The organism is Micromonospora violae (assembly GCF_004217135.1).
Taxonomy (GTDB): Bacteria; Actinomycetota; Actinomycetes; order Mycobacteriales; family Micromonosporaceae; genus Micromonospora; species Micromonospora violae.
Window position 1 is genome coordinate 224,160 of record NZ_SHKK01000001.1, and the last position, 14,685, is coordinate 238,844.

14 protein-coding genes are annotated in these 14,685 nt (G+C 72.9%); 3 read left to right on the plus strand and 11 right to left on the minus strand.

Annotated elements, in window-relative coordinates:
* Nucleotides 1–40: 40 nt before the first annotated feature.
* On the minus strand, nucleotides 41–1,156 hold the full coding sequence (locus EV382_RS01030) for an ATP-dependent DNA ligase (protein WP_130399791.1): 1,116 nt from the start codon (nucleotides 1,154–1,156) through the stop codon (nucleotides 41–43).
* A gap of 136 nt (nucleotides 1,157–1,292) precedes the next feature.
* Between EV382_RS01030 and EV382_RS01035 the strand changes: the two genes are divergently transcribed.
* The gene (locus EV382_RS01035; protein WP_130399792.1) at nucleotides 1,293–1,505 is read left to right on the plus strand and encodes a hypothetical protein; all 213 of its coding nucleotides are present in this window, start codon (nucleotides 1,293–1,295) and stop codon (nucleotides 1,503–1,505) included.
* Between the two features lie 37 nt (nucleotides 1,506–1,542).
* Here EV382_RS01035 and EV382_RS01040 read toward each other — a convergent pair whose 3' ends face one another.
* From EV382_RS01040 to EV382_RS01080, 9 genes are all read right to left on the minus strand, one after another.
* Nucleotides 1,543–2,463: a DNA-3-methyladenine glycosylase family protein gene (locus EV382_RS01040; protein WP_130399793.1), complete on the minus strand. Its 921-nt coding sequence runs from the start codon at nucleotides 2,461–2,463 to the stop codon at nucleotides 1,543–1,545.
* 128 nt (nucleotides 2,464–2,591) lie between these two features.
* Nucleotides 2,592–3,239 (minus strand): hypothetical protein, encoded by a 648-nt coding sequence (locus tag EV382_RS01045; protein WP_130399794.1) that lies wholly within the window; start codon nucleotides 3,237–3,239, stop codon nucleotides 2,592–2,594.
* Between the two features lie 204 nt (nucleotides 3,240–3,443).
* Nucleotides 3,444–4,226 (minus strand): anti-sigma factor family protein, encoded by a 783-nt coding sequence (locus EV382_RS01050; RefSeq protein WP_130399795.1) that lies wholly within the window; start codon nucleotides 4,224–4,226, stop codon nucleotides 3,444–3,446.
* On the minus strand, nucleotides 4,223–4,915 hold the full coding sequence (locus EV382_RS01055; RefSeq protein ID WP_130399796.1) for a sigma-70 family RNA polymerase sigma factor: 693 nt from the start codon (nucleotides 4,913–4,915) through the stop codon (nucleotides 4,223–4,225). Before EV382_RS01055 ends, EV382_RS01050 begins: the two co-directional genes overlap by 4 nt.
* A gap of 126 nt (nucleotides 4,916–5,041) precedes the next feature.
* Nucleotides 5,042–5,899 (minus strand): spermidine synthase, encoded by an 858-nt coding sequence (locus tag EV382_RS01060; RefSeq protein WP_130399797.1) that lies wholly within the window; start codon nucleotides 5,897–5,899, stop codon nucleotides 5,042–5,044.
* Between the two features lie 18 nt (nucleotides 5,900–5,917).
* Nucleotides 5,918–6,877 carry a hypothetical protein gene (locus EV382_RS01065; RefSeq protein ID WP_130399798.1) on the minus strand — a complete coding sequence of 320 codons (960 nt, stop codon included), beginning with the start codon at nucleotides 6,875–6,877 and terminating at the stop codon, nucleotides 5,918–5,920.
* Nucleotides 6,878–6,914: 37 nt separating this feature from the next.
* Nucleotides 6,915–9,389: an AAA family ATPase gene (locus EV382_RS01070; RefSeq protein WP_130399799.1), complete on the minus strand. Its 2,475-nt coding sequence runs from the start codon at nucleotides 9,387–9,389 to the stop codon at nucleotides 6,915–6,917.
* A complete protein-coding gene (locus tag EV382_RS01075) occupies nucleotides 9,389–10,537 on the minus strand; it encodes an exonuclease SbcCD subunit D (RefSeq protein WP_130399800.1) in 1,149 nt (382 codons plus the stop codon). The genes EV382_RS01070 and EV382_RS01075 overlap by 1 nt, the downstream gene beginning before the upstream one ends.
* A gap of 19 nt (nucleotides 10,538–10,556) precedes the next feature.
* A complete protein-coding gene (locus tag EV382_RS01080) occupies nucleotides 10,557–12,311 on the minus strand; it encodes an ATP-binding protein (RefSeq protein ID WP_130399801.1) in 1,755 nt (584 codons plus the stop codon).
* 226 nt (nucleotides 12,312–12,537) lie between these two features.
* Here EV382_RS01080 and EV382_RS01085 point away from each other — a divergent pair, with 226 nt between their 5' ends.
* Together EV382_RS01085 and EV382_RS01090 are read left to right on the plus strand one after the other, a co-directional pair.
* On the plus strand, nucleotides 12,538–13,056 hold the full coding sequence (locus EV382_RS01085) for a SigE family RNA polymerase sigma factor (RefSeq protein ID WP_244236492.1): 519 nt from the start codon (nucleotides 12,538–12,540) through the stop codon (nucleotides 13,054–13,056).
* Nucleotides 13,049–13,798 carry a hypothetical protein gene (locus EV382_RS01090; RefSeq protein WP_130399802.1) on the plus strand — a complete coding sequence of 250 codons (750 nt, stop codon included), beginning with the start codon at nucleotides 13,049–13,051 and terminating at the stop codon, nucleotides 13,796–13,798. Before EV382_RS01085 ends, EV382_RS01090 begins: the two co-directional genes overlap by 8 nt.
* Nucleotides 13,799–13,824: 26 nt before the next feature.
* On the opposite strand, the gene EV382_RS01095 is transcribed toward EV382_RS01090, so the two are convergent.
* On the minus strand, nucleotides 13,825–14,571 hold the full coding sequence (locus EV382_RS01095; protein ID WP_130399803.1) for a pyrimidine reductase family protein: 747 nt from the start codon (nucleotides 14,569–14,571) through the stop codon (nucleotides 13,825–13,827).
* Nucleotides 14,572–14,685: the final 114 nt, after the last annotated feature.

Consider the following 14,685-nt stretch of genomic DNA (forward strand, 5'->3'; position numbering starts at 1 on the left):
GCGGGTCACGTGGTCCTCCGGGATCGGGTCGACGGCCAGGCTACGCCGAGCCGGTGGCGGCTCGGTCCACGGTGGCCGTCGGGTCGCCGCGCAGCACCTGGTCCACGTCGAAGCGGATCGGCCGGTCGAGCTGGTCGTAGCGGCAGGAGCGGGGGTCGCGGTCCGGCCGCCAACGGACGAACTGGGCGGTGTGCCGGAAGCGTTCGCCCTCCATCGCGTCGTAGCCCACCTCGACCACCAGCTCCGGGCGCACCGGCTCCCACTCCAGGTTCTTCGTGCCGGTCCACCGGCTCACCCCACCCGGGATGCGTTGACCGCGCTCGTGGTCACCGTGCACCCACGGGTGCTCACCGCCGGTGTCCCGATAGGGCGCCAACTCGTCGAGCAACTCGGCGCGGCGAGCCATGCTGAACGACGCACTCACGCCCACGTGGTGCAGGACCCCGGCCTCGTCGTAGAGGCCGAGCAGCAGCGAGCCGACCACCGGGCCGGACTTGTGCCAGCGGAAACCGGCCACCACCGCGTCCGCGGTGCGGGCGTGCTTGACCTTGAACATCAGTCGCTTGCCCGGCTCGTACGGCAGGTCGGCCGGCTTGACGATCAAACCGTCCAGCCCGGCGCCCTCGAAGACGTCAAACCAGCGCCGAGCGGTGTCCGGATCGGTGGTGACCTGGGTGACGTGCACCGGGGGGCGCACCCCGGCCAGCGCCTCGACCAACCGCTCCCGGCGGCGCGGGTAGGGCTGGTCGAGCAACGCCTCGTCACCGATCGCCAACAGGTCGAACGCGACGAAGTCGGCCGGGGTGGTCTCGGCCAGCATCTTCACCCGGGACGCGGCCGGGTGGACGCGCTGGGCCAGCAGCTCGAAATCCAGCCGGGGCTGGCCGCTCGGCCCGTCGCGCCGGATCACGATCAGCTCACCGTCGACCGCGCACCGCGGGGGCAACTGCCGGCGGGCCTGCTCGACCACCTCGGGGAAGTAGCGGGTCATCGACTTGCCGCCCCGACTGGCCAACTCGACCTCGTCGCCGTCGCGGAACACGATGCACCGGAAACCGTCCCACTTCGGCTCGTAGGTCACCCCGGGCTGGGTGGGCAGCTTGGGAACGCTCTTGGCCAGCATCGGCTCGACCGGCGGGTTGATCGGCAGGTCCACGGCGACCAGTCAATCAGACGGCACCGACAGCCGTGAGGCAGATCACCGTGGGTGGCGGGGTGGCGTGTCCCGCGTTGCGCCCGCTCGTCCTGCCCGACCGAATCAAATATCCGCAGGTCAGAGCTACTTTCGCGAGGTGTCCGAGTGGGTCTGTGACTGCTGCGGGCGGTGGCGGGTGAGCATCGAGCTGATCCGGGGCCGCTACCGCTACCGGCTGACCCGCCGCTACCCGGAGCGGTTCGGCGGCGGACGCAACGTGCTCGGCGAGGTGGGCTCGGTGCCGGAGCTGGAGGAGCTGCTGCGGCGGCGTACCCCGTTGAGCCTGGCCGACCTGCGCGAGGCCGCCTGACCCCGCCGGCCGCGCAACGGCATCCGCTCGGCGCGAATCAGTAGCCGGCGAAGGAACGGATCGGGGCGCGCGGGCCGTACTTCGGTGCTCGGATGCCGGCCGCCTCCAGCAGCAGGCACACCCGGCCCCGGTGACCTCGGAACGGCTCCAGCAGGGCCATCATCCGGGCGTCGTCGCCCCTCGGCTCACCGGCGAGCGCCCAGGCCACCGTGTTCGGGATGTGGTAGTCGCCGACGCTGACCGCGTCCGGGTCGCCGTACGCGATGCGGACCACCTCGGCGGCCGTCCACGGCCCGATGCCGGGGATCGCGGTCAGCCGGCGGGTGGCGTCGGCGGCGTCGGTGCTGCGCTCCAGACGGTCGGCGAGCGCCGCGGCGCGACGGAGCGTGTCGGCCCGACGCTGTTCCACCCCGAACGGGTGGAACACCCAGTACGGGGTGGCGGCCACCGCGGTGGCCTCGGGCGGCAGGAGCAGCGGCTGGAGCGGGCCGGGAGCCGGCTCCCGGAAGTGCCGCACGGTCGCCGCGTACGCCCGGTAGGCCTCCTTGCCGGTGACCTTCTGCTCGAAGACCGCGCGCAGCAGCCGGGGGAAGATCTGCCCGGTGGCGGGCATCCGGAGCCCTCGGTGCTCCCGGGCCAGCCGGGCGACCAGCGGATGCGCCGCCGCCAGTTCGGTGAAGCCGGTCAGGTCGTCGCGCAGGCCCGCGATTGCGTCGGCGCGGTCGATGACGTGCTCGGCGCCGGGCCCGTACCCCTCGGCGAGCAACTCGCCGCCAGCCGGGCGCAGCGCGAGCGTGGCCGGACCGTCCGGGGTGCGGGTGGCCCACCAGAAGGTGCCGGCCGCCACCCGGGCGCAGGGGTCGTACGGGCTGAAGGTGAGCCCGCGGACCGACGCGGCCAGCCGGTAGCCGACCGGTGGGTGCAGCACCCTGGTCGCGGCGGGCTCGGTCTCGGTCACCCGCCAACTCTGCCACGTGCGGGGCGGGGCGCCAGCAGCACCGGTGTGCCGACGGCCAGCACACGACGGTGGCCGGCCGCGCCCTCCCCGGCGACGACCGACCACCGTGCCCTCGTGGGCGATCGGGCTCAGTACGAGTAGCCCGAGCCGCCGGCGTCGTCCGAGCCGCTGTCCGACGGCGGTGCGACAGCCTTCGGCGTGCCCTTCGGCAGGCAGCTCAGGTTCTTCTTGCCGTCCGGCTGGACCACGAACCAGGTGCCACCGACAGCCTGGCCCTTCCACTGGCCGGGCTTCTTGTCGCCGATGTAGCGGTAGACCGGCCAGCCGCCGACGGTGAGCTGGCGGGTGCCGTCCTGCCGGGTCACGCTGCTGACCTTGTCGTCGGAGACGCCCTTGAGCTCCGGGTTGCCGTCGGTCAGGGCCGGGGGCCACACCTCGGCGCACTTGTCGACGCAGTTCGACGACGGCGGGTCGGCGGTGTCCTTGTCGAAGCGGTACAGGATCCAGCCGTCCTGGTCGGTGACCACCTTGCCCATCCGGGCGACACTCTTACCGACCAACTTCTCGGTCAGGTCGACGTCCGCGGGCGGGGCGTCGGCGGCGGGCGCCTCCGCGGAAGGCGAGGCCTCAGGTTCAACCGTCGCGGTGGGCTCGGCCGCGGCGACGGCGACCGGCTCGGCGGCGCTGGAGTTCGCTCCGTCGTACCCCGCGGGAGCGCAGGCCGTTAGTGCGACCATCGCGCTCGCGACGATGACGGTCCGCTTCATCTGTGCCACGTGCCCTCCTCATTCTTGACAGGTCACCCATAGGTACGGCGGGCGGGCTGTCAAGGTTGAAGTAGTAACAGTGGTCAATTTCACTTAAGCCGATTGAACCGTTTCCGCCCGCGCTGCGTACGCCCCCGCGAGGGGCGGCCCCCCGCAACGACAGATCGGCGCCGGTCATTGTGACAATGACCGGCGCCGATACGGCAGGCGCACCTACATGGGTACGGTGACCAGCGGACTCGCCACACCATTGGCGTCCACCGACTGCACCTGGAGTTGCTTGATCTCCACCGGCAGAGCCGACGTCGAGGCGCTCAGTTCGAGACCCTGCGGTCGGGTGTTGGTGCCGTAACCACCATCCGGCACCGACCAGGTCGAGATGACCTCGGTGCTGGCGTTCTTGCGAATCACCACCAGTCGGCAAATGCGCGGGCCGGGCAGCTTCCGCAGGCTGAAATTGATCCGGGTGCCGTAATCCTTGGTCACCAGGAACATCGTGGTCTGCACACCCGTGGTCGGGTCGGTCGCCTCGACCTGGTCGCCCTCCACCTCGGTGCCGCCCACACCCGGGCCGCTCGGTGCAGCCGTCGGCACGCTCGTCGGCGGATCGTTGGGCGCGCTCGGCGTCGAGTCGGCGAGCACCCCCGGCGGCTGCTCGTTACCGGTCACGCTGACGAAGCCATACCCGGTCAAACCACCGAAGACCACCACCGCGGCGGCCGTCGCGAGCATCTGACGAAACCGGGTACGCCGCCGGTCGGCCCGGACCGCGCCGAGCGTCCGATCCAACAGGGCCGGGTCGGTCGCCGTCTGCTCCAGCGCCATCATCGTCTCGCCGTCGATGTCGGAGAGCAGCCCGACCACCGGCACCATCGTCTCCAACTCGGCCGCGCACGCCCAGCAGGTGGCGAGATGCTCCTCGAACCGCTCCGTGTCCTGCTCGTCGAGCACACCGAGCGCGTACGCCGCGACGTCCATGTGGTCCGGCCGGCTCATTCTGTCACCCCCCGCTCCTGCAGAGCCGTGCGCAGCGCGCGCAGCGCGTAGTAGACCCTCGACTTGGCGGTGCCCAGCGGAAGGCCCAACTCCTCGGCCGCCTCCGGCACCGTCCGCCCCCGGAAGTACGTCGAGATCAGGATCTCCCGGTGCGACTGACTGAGCGTACGCAGGGCGTCCGCCACCGTCATCGTGCGCAGCACCCGGTCGGTGCTGTCCGCCTCCGCGAACGCGGTGAGGTCCCGGTCGTACGTCTCCGGCGGCCGGGCCTCCTGGCTGCGGTGCTCGTCGATGGCGATGCGACGGGCCACCGTGACCAACCACGGCCGCAACGAACCCTGCCCCTGCGCGCCCAGCCGGTGCGCGTTACGCCAGGCCCGCAGCAGCGTCTCCTGGACGATGTCCTCCGCGCGCTGCCGGTCCCCCCCGGTGAGGCGCATGACGAACATCAGCAACGGGCCGGCGTGCTCGGCATAGAGCTGACGGATCAACTGGTCGGAGTGGCTGGCCTCGGTTGACGTCGCCTGATGGCGCCCGGGCGCCGGTCGCGGCGTCACCGGACCATTCTGGCGAGACGTCGCGCGTGCGTCGACCCCTCGGGCAGACGAGGTTGACCGTGACGAGGGTCGCGCCGACAACCAGTCAGCGCGGACCGCGTCGCCATGCCAACCGGCCGCCACCGCGTGCATGCAGACCTCCGGGATCTCCGTGACCAACGCCGGCCCACGAGGCGGGCCGCCCGGTGGTACGCAGCCCCGGTCCCAGCGGATCAACAAACGGCGGAAAAAATTCTGCGGCGCGCTCCGAACGGACGGTCAGCGGCGTACCGAGAACAGCCCCGGCGGCGGCGGATCGGAACCGGTCGCGTCGGCATCCCGCACCACCGGAGCGCCACCGGCGAAGCGGTCCAGCTCATCACCGGCGACCACCCGGCCCGGGAACCAGTCGCCGGCAGCACGTCTGGTCAGCTCCGGCACCGGCGGCGCGGACCGCCCGGCCACCAGCACCAGATTTCCGTACCGCCGCCCGCGCAGCACCGCCGCGTCCCCGACCAGACAGGCCTGCGGCAGCACCGAACGGACCGTGGCGACCTGCCCACGGGCGTGCCGCAACGGCGGGCCGTCGGCCAGGTTCGCCAGGTACCAGCCGCCGGGACGCAGCACCCGGGCCACCTCCGCCGCGTACTCCACCGACGTGAGATGAGCCGGGGTACGCGCACCGGCGAACACGTCGGCGACCACCACGTCGTAGCTGGCCTCCCGGGTGGACGCCAACACCGCCCGCGCATCCTCCACCCGCACCCGCAACCGGGCGTCCGACGGCCATGGCAACGCCCGACGGACCAACTCCACCAGCGCACCGTCCACCTCGGACACCCGCTGGGTCGACCCGGGGCGGGTGGCCGAGACATACCGGGGCAGGGTCAGCGCACCGCCACCCAGATGCAGCACCCGCAGCGGCGCGCCGGCCGGTGCGATCAGATCCACCGCGGCGGCCAACCGCCGCACGTACTCGAACTCCAGGTGGGTGGGGTCGGTCAGGTCGACGTGCGACTGCGGCGCGCTGTCCAACAGCAGCGTCCACGAGCCGGCCCGGTCCGGATCCGGGACCAGCTCCGCCAGCCCGGTGTCCACCTGCTCGACCACCCGGTCACCCGCCCGTTTACGCCCCACCGGAACCAGTATCCGCGATCAACGGGCGGCGCGGGCCGCAGCGGTCAACGCGCGGTGCAGCAGCCGGGAATCGCCGAGCAGGGCACGCAGCCGGCGCTCCAGGCCGGCGATCGGGATCAGGTTCTGCGGCGCCCGCGGATCCTTGTACGGGGTCGACGCGAAACGCGGCAGGGTGACCAACGACAGGTCGGCCAACTCGATCGCCGCCTCGACGGGCAGATCGGCCGAGCACTCCACCCGGACGATGCCCGCCCACGGCGCGCCGACCGCCACCGGTAGCCGCAAATACCACGACCAACCACCCCAGGCGGTGCCCAGCCGGAACACCGGAGACCGCTCACCCGACGCCAGACCGGTCACCACCGCGGTCAACCGGGCATCCAGGTACTGACTGTGCTGGGTCTTGATGTAGCCCAGCGTGCGCGGCAACTGCCGCCGACTGCGCAACGGGCCGTCCACCACCAACAGGTCACCGTCGACCCGGGCGGCGTCGGACACCGCCACCTCCAACGCGGTCAGCGGGGCCTGCACGGCCGCCGGCAGCTTCGCCAGCTCACCGGTGCCGCCCACCCGGTGCACCGGGTAACGGATCGCACCCGCCACCACGTCCTGCGCCGACGGGCTCGCGGTGAACAAACCCCGACCAACCCGGGTACCCGCCAACTGCGCCGCACCCCGGCCCAGGTCGCACCGGACCACCCCGGCCGCGTACGAGGCCGCCAACCCGGGGAACGACCCGCCGTCGGTCTCCGCCGTCCAGATGCTCGCGTCGATCCGGCGAACCCCGTCGACCAGCAACACCACGTCCGGTGCCCGCACCCCGGGGCGTACCCCGATTGCCCGCCAGTCCACGGCCGGCAACTCCACGTCCGCGTCGACCTGGGCGCTGCTCGGCGCCGCCGGGCCGGCCGTGGACGCCTCGAACGACGCCCCGTACGCCGGATCCCACGAATCCACGAAGAACGCGGCGTCACTCACCGGCCGGTCCGTCCCATCCGCGCCGCACTCCGCGCGCTCACCGGCCGGTCCGCTCGACGCGGGCCGACCGGGCATCCTTGCGCACCTCGAAGCGGACCGGGATCCGCTCGGCCAACGCCGGCACGTGGGTGACCACGCCGACCATCCGGTCGCCCCGGGCTGCCAGGTTTTCCAGCGTCGCCGCCACCGTGTCCAGCGTGGCGGCGTCGAGGGTGCCGAAACCCTCGTCCAGGACGATCGACTCCAGGCTCGCCGCCGTGGTGGACATCCCGGCCAACTGCTCGGACAGCGCCAACGCCAACGCCAGCGACGCCTGGAACGTCTCACCGCCGGAGAGGGTGCGTACCCCCCGCCGCAGCCCCGCGTCGTGGTGGTCGACCACCACGAACTCGCCCTTGTCGTGCACCAGCTCGTACTGCCCGGAGGACAGCTCCCGCAGAATCCCCGACGCGCCGTCGACCAGCAGGTCCAACGCCTCCGCCAGCAACCACCGCTCGAAGTTGTTGGCCCGCAGGTGCCCGGCGAGCGCGCGCGCCACCTGCGCCTCCCGCTCGTGCCCCGCCCGCTGCTCCCGCAACGCACCGGCCTGCTCACGACGCTCGTGCAGTCGCCGCCGGTCGGCGTCGGCCCGCTCCACCGCCACCGTCGCCGCGTGCACCGGGTCGTCCCCGACCGGCACGTCAACGGCGGCGAAGATGGCCGCGATGGCCCGCTGCACTCCGTCCGCCGCCGACTCGGCCTCCGCCACCGCCACGGCCCGACCGGCCCGGTCGGCGCGGCGACGGTCCGCCTCGGCCGTCGCCCAGTCGGTCAGCGCCGCCCACGCGGCCGCCACGTCGTCCCGATCGGTCACCGGCGGGCCGAACCGGGCCAACCCGTCCCGGGCGGTGTCGAAAGCCCGCCACGTCGCCCGCAGCCGATCCTCGGCGGCGTCCACCCCGGCCCGGGCCTGGCGAGCCGTCTCGCGACCGGCCCGGACCGCCGTCGCCGCCTCCTCCAACGCACCCCGCAGCCGGGCGTGCTCGGCCAACTCCCGGCGCAACACGGCCGGCTCGGCCGCGCCGGTGAGCTGCGCGTCCAACTCGGCCAGCCGGGCCTCCACCTGCTCCTGCCGGGCGCGCGCCTGCACCAGCAGCCGCTCCAATTCACGCGCCGCCGCGTCCCGCTCCTGCACGGTCGCCTGCGCGGCCTTGGTCGCGGCCCGCGCGGCCTTGCCCGCCGCCGTGGCGGCCGCCACCGCCGAATCGGCCGGCACCGCCGGCACCTCGGCCACCGGCTGCTCGCACACCGGGCACGCCGCGCCGGCATGCAGGTGCACCCGCAGACTCACCGCCAGGTCGGTGGCCTTCGCCTCCTCGTGCGCCCGGAAAGCCGCCTCCAACTCGGCGTCGGCCCGCTCGGCGACCGCGCGCGCGGCGGCCAGGGCCGCCACCGCCGCCGCGTGCTCGTCGTTCGCCGCACGCACCGTCGCGCGGATCGTGTCGGCCTCGACGGACAGCCGGTCCCGATCGTCGTACGCCCGCAGCAGCAGTCGCAGCGCGCTCTCGTCCCCGGCGCTGGCCAGCTCACCGCGCAGCTTCTCCTCGCGCTCCTCGGCCAGCGACACCCCGGTCGCCGCCGCCTCCGCCTCGGCCCGCGCCGCGGCGACCGCGCGAGCGACCTCGGCCACCCCGGCCGGCGCGCGAACCCCGGTCAGCACGGTCAGCTCGTCGTCCAGCGCGGTCAACGCCGCCGCCGCCTCCCGTGCCGTGGCCCGGGCCGCCGCCAGCTCCGGCACCGCGTCGGCCACCGCGCTCGCCAACTCGGTCATCCGATCGACCCGGGCGTCGGCCTCGGCCAACGCCTCGTCGTCCACACCGGTCAACCCGGCGAGCACCTGGTCGACCGCCTCCAGCCGGGCCTCCGCCTGCGCGGCGCGCGCCGTCGCCTTCTTCTGCACGTCCTCGTAGACGCCGAGGCCCAGCAGGTTGACCAGGATCTGCTGCCGGGTCGCCGGCTTGGCGTGCAGGAAATCCGCGAACTGCCCCTGCGGCAACACCACACAGCTGGTGAACTGCTCGTACGGCAGCCCCACCGCCTCCAGCACCGCCTGCTCCATCTCGGCGGGGGTGCCGGCCACCACCTCGCCGAGGTCGTCCGGGCTCAACCCGGTGTCCAGTTTGGTCACGTCGAAGCCGGCCGGCATCAACTGCAACCCGGCGTTCGCGGTCTTCACATTGCCCCGGCCATCGCGGCGGACCACCCGGGTCGCCACATACCGGGCACCGCCGGACTCGAACACCAGCCGCACCCGCGCCTCCGTCGCCGAGGGAGCGAGCGCGTTCGCCAACCCTCGGGCGCCACCCCAGCGCGGCACCATGCCGTAGAGGGCGAAGCAGATCGCGTCCAGCACCGTCGACTTGCCCGAACCGGTCGGGCCGATCAGCGCGAAGAAGTCGGCGTCGGTGAAGTCGATGGTGGTCTCGTCCCGGAAGACCGTGAACCCGGCCATGTCCAACCGCATCGGACGCATCAGTGCTCGACCTCCTCGAAGAGCTCGTCGAAGAGTTCCCGGACGCCCTCGTCGGCGTGGCCCCGGCTGTCCAGGTAGTCGGCGAACAACTCCCGAGGCGAACGCCCCGAGCGTTGGGCGATGCGCGCCCCACTGCCCGGTGCGGCCAACAACTCCGGGTCGATCCGGATCTCCAGCGCCCGGGGGAGCAGCTCCTGCACCTCCTCGCGCAGGCCCGCGCGGGGTTGCTCCCGCACGTACACCCGCAGCCACGCGTCCGGCGCCTCGATCTCGGCGAGCTGCGCCAGGGTGCCCCGCACCGTCCGCAACGCGCTCGCCGCCGTCACCGGCACCTCCCGCACCCGGGCGGCGGTGCTGGCCGTCACCTCGACGATCGTCACCGACGGGACGTTCTCCTGCTCACCGAAGTCGACAGCGAGCGGGCTGCCGCTGTACCGCACCGGGCACGGGCCCGCCACCCGCTGCGCCCGGTGCAGGTGACCCAGCGCCACGTAGTGCGCGGTGGCCGGGAAGACGGTGGCCGGAACGGCGTACCCCAACACGGTGTGCGCGTCGCGCTCACCACCACCGGTGGCCGCACCGGTCACCGTCAGGTGCGCGGTGACCAGGTGCACCCGGTCCGGTTCGGTGAAACCCTCGGTCAGTCGACCCAGCACCCGACCCAGGTGGTCGGCGTACGTCTGATTGGTCTCCGCGGCGGTCAGCTCGTACATCTCCAACGCGCGCACCGCGTACCGCTGCGACAGGAACGGCAACGCGGCCAGCCGCCACCGCTCACCACCGGCGGTGGTGCCGTCGATGACGTGCTCATCCGGGTTTTCCCGCACCCCGCCGCGCAGCGTGATGCCGGCGGCATCGGCCCACGGGCGCAACGCGTCCAACGCCGGACCGTTGTCGTGGTTGCCGCCGATCGCCACCACGTCCGCCCCGGTCCGCCGCAGCGCCGTCAACGCCCGGGTGACCAGGCGGGTCGCCTCCGAGCTGGGCGCGGCGGTGTCATAGAGGTCACCGGCGACGATCACCAGATCCGGCTGCTCGGCGCGGGCGATGTCGATCACCCCGGCCAGCACGGCCTTGTGCTCGTCAGCCCGGGACTGCCCCTTGAGCACCTTTCCCACGTGCCAGTCGGAGGTGTGCAGGATCTTCATGGTTGTTGCCGGCCCTCAGCTAGAACGGGATGTCGTCGTCGGAGCTGCCGCCGCCGGAGCCCACCACGGCGAACGGGTCGGCGGACTGGGTGATCGAGCGCAGCGTCTCCGATGGTGCCCGGCCCGCCTCGGAGACCCGGGTGGCCCAGGCCGGGAACGGGAATTCCAGGCAGAGCGGCACCGGGATGTCCGGCTGGTTGACGAACATGGTGCCCGGCTTGGCCAGCAGCGCCCGCTGGCGCTGCGCGGGCGGCAGGAAGCCGTACTCCGGGCGGGACGCCTCGGCCGGATCGAGCCGGCCGACCACCCGGATCGCCGAGTTGGTGACGATCCGCCGCTCCACCTCGCTCGCCGTCTGCTGCGCGCCGATCAGGATCACCCCGAGCGAGCGGCCCCGCTCGGCGATGTCGAGCAGCACCTCCTTGATGGGGGAGGAGCCCTCCCGGGGGGCGTACTTGTTGAGCTCGTCGAGCACGACGAAGAGCAGCGGCTTGGCGGTGCCGGCCTTCTCCTTGCGCTCGAACTCGCTCTTCAGCGTCACACCTACCACGAACCGCTGCGCCCGGTCCGGCAGGTTGTGCAGGTCGACCACCGTCACCTGCGCCGACTCGCTGGTGTTGATCGAGTGCGGGCGGCGGGCCGCGAGGTCACCGCGGATCAGCCGGGCCAGGTCCTTCTTACTGCCGATCAACCGCCGGGCGAACGCGTTGACGGTGCCCAGACCCACCGCGCTGCCCGCCCAGTCGGAGCGGGTCTCGTCGTCGTTGAGCTGGTCGACGATGTGGTCGACCAGATCGCCGTAGGAGCCGAGCCGCACCCCGTCGATGCTCACCCCGCCGTCGGCCGGCTGGGCGTAACGGGCCAGGTGCGCGGCCACCGAGTGGACCACCATCGTGTACTGCTGGCGCTCGTCGTCGGCGTCGGCGAAGACGTACGGCAGCAGGCGGTCGGTGCAGAACTCGCTCAGCGTCCAGTAGAAGCTGTCGACCCCGGTGAGCCGGCTGCTCACGTCCGGCGTGCCGGCCGCGTCGCCGACCCGGGGCGGGGCGTAGACCCGCACGTCGGGGAAGGCACCGGCGCTCAACCCGAGCTTCGCGTACGCCGCGCGGGTGGGCTCGTCGAGCCGGGTGTTGGGGTGGTCGAGGAACAGCAGGTCCTCACCCTTGACGTTGAAGATCAGCGCCTTGGCGTTGACCGCGTCGCCACCCAGCACCCCGGAACGGAACACCGAGTAGAGCAGGAAGGTGGCGAAGCTGGTCTTGGTCGCCACCCCGGATATGCCGGAGATGGAGACGTGCGCGCCCCGGCTGCCGTCGAGGAAGTCGGCGTTGAGGTAGACCGGAACGCCGTCGCGGCCCATGCCCATCGGGATGCGCCGCTCCATCCGGTCGAAGTGCAGCGCACGCGCCCGCGCGTCACCCTCGGCCCGGTGCACCACCGCGCCCGGCGTCGGCGGCACGTACAGCTCCGGATCGACCCGGGTCGTGGTGACCTCGGCCGCCTCCTGCACCTGCGCCGGCAGCGTGCCGTCGGCGATGGCGAACACGTCGGAGTCGAACTGCGCGCCCTCGTGCCGCGCGCGGACCTGGGTGACCACCCCGGCGATCGTCACCGGCTCCCGGTCCGGCAGGTCCCGTCGGGTGACCACCACGTCGTCGAGCTGGAGGTAGCTGCCGGGCGCCACGGCCGTCCAGAACTGCAACGGAGTGGCGTCGGCGGTGCCCAGCACCCGCCCGACCGCCTCGCCCGGGCTGTCGATGTCGGCGTCGGTCATCGGGCGACCCGGGTCGCTCGGGCATCACGGTCGGCGCGCATGCGTGCATCCTGCCCGAGGAGTACGACAGGTCGCCACGCGACGCGGCGGACGACACCATGCGCCGTCACACTCATTACGCTGCGTGCTCAAACGAGCTCACCACGTGGGCGGGAGTCGTGGCGCGTGGCGACACGCGAACTCAACTTCCCGGGCAGCGGTCGCGTTACCTAGGTATGGAGCACGCGTGAATGACGACTTCGCCACCTTCGTCGCTACCAGCGGCCCGCGACTGCTCCGCTTCGCCGTTCTGATCACGGGGCAGCGGGCGGACGCCGAGGACCTGCTGCAGGAGGTGCTGGAGCGGACGTACCCCCGCTGGCGTGCGGTCCGGCAGCGGCAGCCGGAGGCCTATCTGCGCCGCGCCATGACTAACCGGCTGGTCAGCCAGTGGCGCTCACCGTGGAGCCGACGGCGGGCCGGCCACCTGCCGGACGTGGTGGCGCAGCAGGACGAGATGGCTCGAGTCGACGACCGGGAGGTGCTCCTGGCGGCGCTGCGGGAGCTTCCGCCGCGGATGCGAGCCGTGGTGGTGTTGCGGTACTGGCTCTGTCTCTCCGAGGCGGAGACAGCTGCCGAACTGAACTGCTCTGCGGGCTCGGTCAAGAGCCAGGCGTCTCGTGGTCTGCATCGCCTGCGGGCCCGGCTGGAGGCTGCTGGTGTCACACCACTCGACGTCGACCTTGCGGAGGACAACCATGCGTGATCACGAGGTGGCTGGCCTGCTCGACGACGCTGTCGCGACCGTCGAACTGCCACCCGGGCTCGCGCGGCGGGTTGTTGCCGGAAGCCGGGCGCGTCGACGCCGGCACCTCCTGTTGACGGGTGGCACGGCGGCGGCGGTGGTCGCTGCGGTCACGCTGCTGCTCCCGCAGGTGGGCCCGCTTGGTCGCGATGGCGGCGGCGACGTCGGGGGCGCCGAGCCCAGGGCGGCCGTTGACGTCCCGGCCGGGGTCGTCGGTTCCGACGGTCGAGCGGTGACACCGGAGCAGGTCGTGGCCGTCGGTCGGGCCGGGACGGAGACGCTTGTGCTGGTCAAGAGGGAGCCACGCGCCGAGGAACGGGCCGTCGGAGGACGGGCAGCCGAGGTGTGGGTCGCCCCGGACGGGGGCGACGCGCGGCGGTTGCATGATTACCTCTCGTACGATCTGGCATGCATCGACGGTGATGTGGTCTGTGCGGCTGTCCGGTCCACCGGCAGCGGGCTGGGCGTGGCGGTGGCCCGGCGCTCCGGTGGCGGGCTCTACGTGCTCGTTCAGGCGCCGCAGGGGCGCACCGTCGAGGTCGTGGCCGGAGGGGTGCCGCACCCCCTCGGCCCGGCCCCGGGCGGCGCGGTGGCGGAGGTAACCGCCGCCGAGCCGTACGACGAGGTGCAGGTCTGGGCCACCACCGCGGACGGCCAGCGCTACCGAATCCCGTGGGCCCCGGGCGCGGTGCTCAACGACTGAGCCACGCGTCAGCCAGCGAGTGGGTCTTACCGGCGGGCGTGGCGGAGCAGGAGGACGCCGTCCTCGGCGGCGAGCACGTGGCGCAGCGGCAGGTGTCGGGGCGGGGCGGTGTCGCCGGCGGTGATCCGGCCCGGTCCGGGGCCGGCGAGCAGCGGCGAGACGGTGAGACACAGCTCGTCCACCAGGTCGGCGGCGGTGAGCGCGCCGAGCAGGTGCGGGCCGCCCTCGCAGAGCAGTTGGGTGAGCCCGCGTCGGTGCAGCTCGGCGAGGCCGGCGGCCAGGTCGACCCGCTCGGTGCCGCAGCGCAGCACGTCGGCGACGTCGGTCAGGCCGGGCGGCGGTTCGGCGTCGGTGTGGGTGAGCACGATGGGGCGGGTCGGCGCGTCGGCGAAGGCGGCCTGCGTGGGGTCCAGATCGAGCGACCCGGAGACGACCACCAGCGTCGGGTACTCGGCCAACCCGTTGGTATGACGCCAGGCGCGGCGGGTCTCGTCGAGGCGGACCGCCCGGTACCCCTCGTGGCGGAGCGTGCCGGCGGCCACCACCAGCGCGTCGCAGGCCATCCGCAGCAGGCCGAACACCCGCTTGTCGGGCTCGCCGGAGAGCCCGGCGGAGTAACCGTCCACGGTGACCGCGCCGTCCAGGCTGGTGACGAAGTTGACTCGCAGTCGGGGTTGGTCGGCACGGCCGTAGAGAGCGGTCAGCGCGGCGTCGTCGAGGGGCTGCGTCGACGGCTCGGGCCAGAGCCGCCGGATCGGAATTCTGACGGTCATTCGCCGGCCGGACCGGTGACCGGAGGGGTGGGTTCGGCGGTACGGTGCTGGCAGTCGCACCAGTTCCGGCCCGGGCAGTCGTCGTGTCGCCGGGCCCGGCACGCTCGGCAGATC